General features: G+C 73.7%; 1 protein-coding gene. It reads left to right on the forward strand.

The window, feature by feature from the left end; translation table 11 throughout:
- Positions 1 to 2,630: type I polyketide synthase (locus tag ABZ919_RS41435; RefSeq protein WP_361259486.1), on the forward strand; the 2,630-nt coding region annotated here is incomplete at both ends.

Consider the following 2,630-nt stretch of genomic DNA (forward strand, 5'->3'; position numbering starts at 1 on the left):
GTACGCGTGACCGTCGCCGCCTGTGACGTGGCCGACCGCGAGGCGCTGGCCGCGCTGCTCGCCGAGCACCCGGTGAACGCCGTCGTCCACACGGCGGGCGTGGACCACCTGGACCCGCTGGAGGCCATGACGCCGGGCGCCTTCGCCGGCGTACTGTCCGCCAAGGCAGCCGGCGCCCTGCACCTCGACGCGCTCCTCGCCGGCCGGGACATCGACGCCTTCGTCCTCTTCTCGTCCATCGCCGGCGTGTGGGGCAGCGGCCACCAGGCCGCCTACGCTGCGGCCAACGCCTTGCTCGACGGGCTCGCCGAACGCCGCCGGGCGCAAGGCCTGCCGGCGACCGCCGTGGCCTGGGGCCCGTGGGCCGGCGGCGGCATGGCCGAGGGCGACGGCGCGGACGAACGACTGCGCCGCCGCGGCCTGATCCCGATGCCCCCCGCGCTCGCCGTGGCCGGTCTCCGGCAGGCGCTGGACTCCGGCGAGGCGACCGCCATGGTGGCCGACGTCGACTGGGAGAGGTTCCTCCCCCCGTTCACCGTCGGCCGCCCGAGCGCCCTGCTCGGCGACCTTCCGGAGGCCGAGCGGATCCTCACCGCGGGCGGCACCGCCGGCGGGCCCGGCACGGCCGCCGCCTCGCCCCTGGCCGACCGCCTCACCCGGATGCCCGAGACCGAGCAGCACGCGCTGCTGACCGACCTCGTCCGCGGGCACGCGGCGGCCGTCCTCGGCCACGGCAGCGCCGACGAGATCGAGGCCCAACGGGCCTTCAAGGACCTTGGCTTCGACTCCCTGACCGCCGTCGAACTGCGCAACAAGCTCAACGCCGAGACCGGCCTCGCCCTGCCGCCCACGCTGGTCTTCGACCACCCCAACCCCCAGGCACTCGCCCGGCACCTGCGCCAGGAGCTCACCGGCCTCACCCCCGAAGCCGCACCGGAAGCGGACGCCGCGCCCGCCGAGGACGACGACCCCATCGCGATCGTCGGCATGGCGTGCCGGTATCCGGGCGGGGTGCGTTCGCCGGAGGACCTGTGGCGGCTGGTGGTCTCCGGCGGTGACGCGGTCGGTGACTTCCCGGCGGACCGGGGCTGGGACGTGGAGGGCATCTACGATCCCGACCCGGATGCGTCCGGCAAGACGTACACGCGCCGTGGTGGGTTCCTGTACGAGGCGGGGGAGTTCGACCCGGGGTTCTTCGGGATCAGTCCGCGTGAGGCCGTGGCGATGGATCCGCAGCAGCGCCTGCTGCTGGAGACCACGTGGGAGACGTTCGAGCGGGCCGGTATCGACGCGGAGTCGGTGCGCGGCAGCCGCACCGGAGTCTTCGTCGGCTCCGGCTACCAGGACTACGCCGCCCAGGCCTTCAACGCGGTCGACGACTCCGAGGGCTTCTTCGGTACGGGCAACTCCGCGAGCGTCATGTCCGGCCGCATCGCCTACACCCTCGGCCTGGAAGGACCGGCCGTCACCGTCGACACGGCGTGCTCGTCGTCGCTGGTGGCGCTGCACTGGGCGGTCCAGGCCCTGCGCAACGGCGAGTGCTCCATGGCGCTGGCCGGCGGCGTGATGGTCATGTCCACCCCGCGGGCCTTCGTGGAGTTCAGCCGGCAGCGTGGCCTGTCGCCCGACGGACGGTGCAAGGCGTTCGGCGCCGGCGCGGACGGCACGGGCTGGGCCGAGGGCATCGGCATGCTCCTGGTGGAACGGCTCTCCGAGGCCCGCCGCCACGGGCACCGGGTGCTGGCCCTCGTGCGGGGCAGCGCGGTGAACCAGGACGGCGCGTCCAACGGCCTCACCGCGCCGAACGGTCCGGCGCAGCAGCGGGTCATCCGTCAGGCGCTGGCTTCGGCCGGGCTCGCGCCGGCCGATGTGGATGTGGTGGAGGCGCACGGTACGGGGACGAGGCTGGGTGATCCGATCGAGGCGCAGGCGCTGCTTGCGACCTACGGGCAGGACCGGCCGGAGGATCGGCCGCTTCTGCTGGGGTCGTTGAAGTCGAACATCGGTCATGCGCAGGCTGCGGCGGGTGTGGCCGGTGTGATCAAGATGGTGATGGCGATGCGTCACGGTGTCCTTCCGCGGACCCTGCACGCGGAGGAGCCGACGCCGCATGTGGACTGGTCGGCGGGTGCGGTGCGGCTGCTGACGGAGGCCGTCGACTGGCCGGAGACGGACCGGCCGCGCCGGGCGGCCGTGTCGTCCTTCGGCGTGAGCGGCACCAACGCCCACACCATCATCGAACAGGCCCCGCCGGCCCAGGACGAGGAGGCCACCGCCGCTACGGCCCCGGCCCTCGTGCCGTGGGTGCTCTCCGCCAAGAGCAGCGCTGCGCTGCGCGACCAGGCACGGCGGCTGCTGGCCTTCGTGGAGGACGGCACGTCACCGGCCGATGTCGGCTTCTCGCTGGCCACCACCCGGAGCGCCCTGCGCCACAGGGCGGCCGTCATCGGCGAGAGCTGCGACGACTTCCGCCGCGGACTGGGTTACCTGGCCGCCGGAATGCCGTCGTCCGGAGTCGTCCAGGGCCGGCCGGGAGGCAAGGTCGGTTTCCTGTTCTCGGGGCAGGGTTCGCAACGCCTTGGCATGGGGCGTGAGTTGTACGGGGCGTTTCCGGTCTTCGCCGATGCGTA

This window comes from Streptomyces sp. NPDC046759 (assembly GCF_040645475.1).
Taxonomy (GTDB): Bacteria; Actinomycetota; Actinomycetes; order Streptomycetales; family Streptomycetaceae; genus Streptomyces.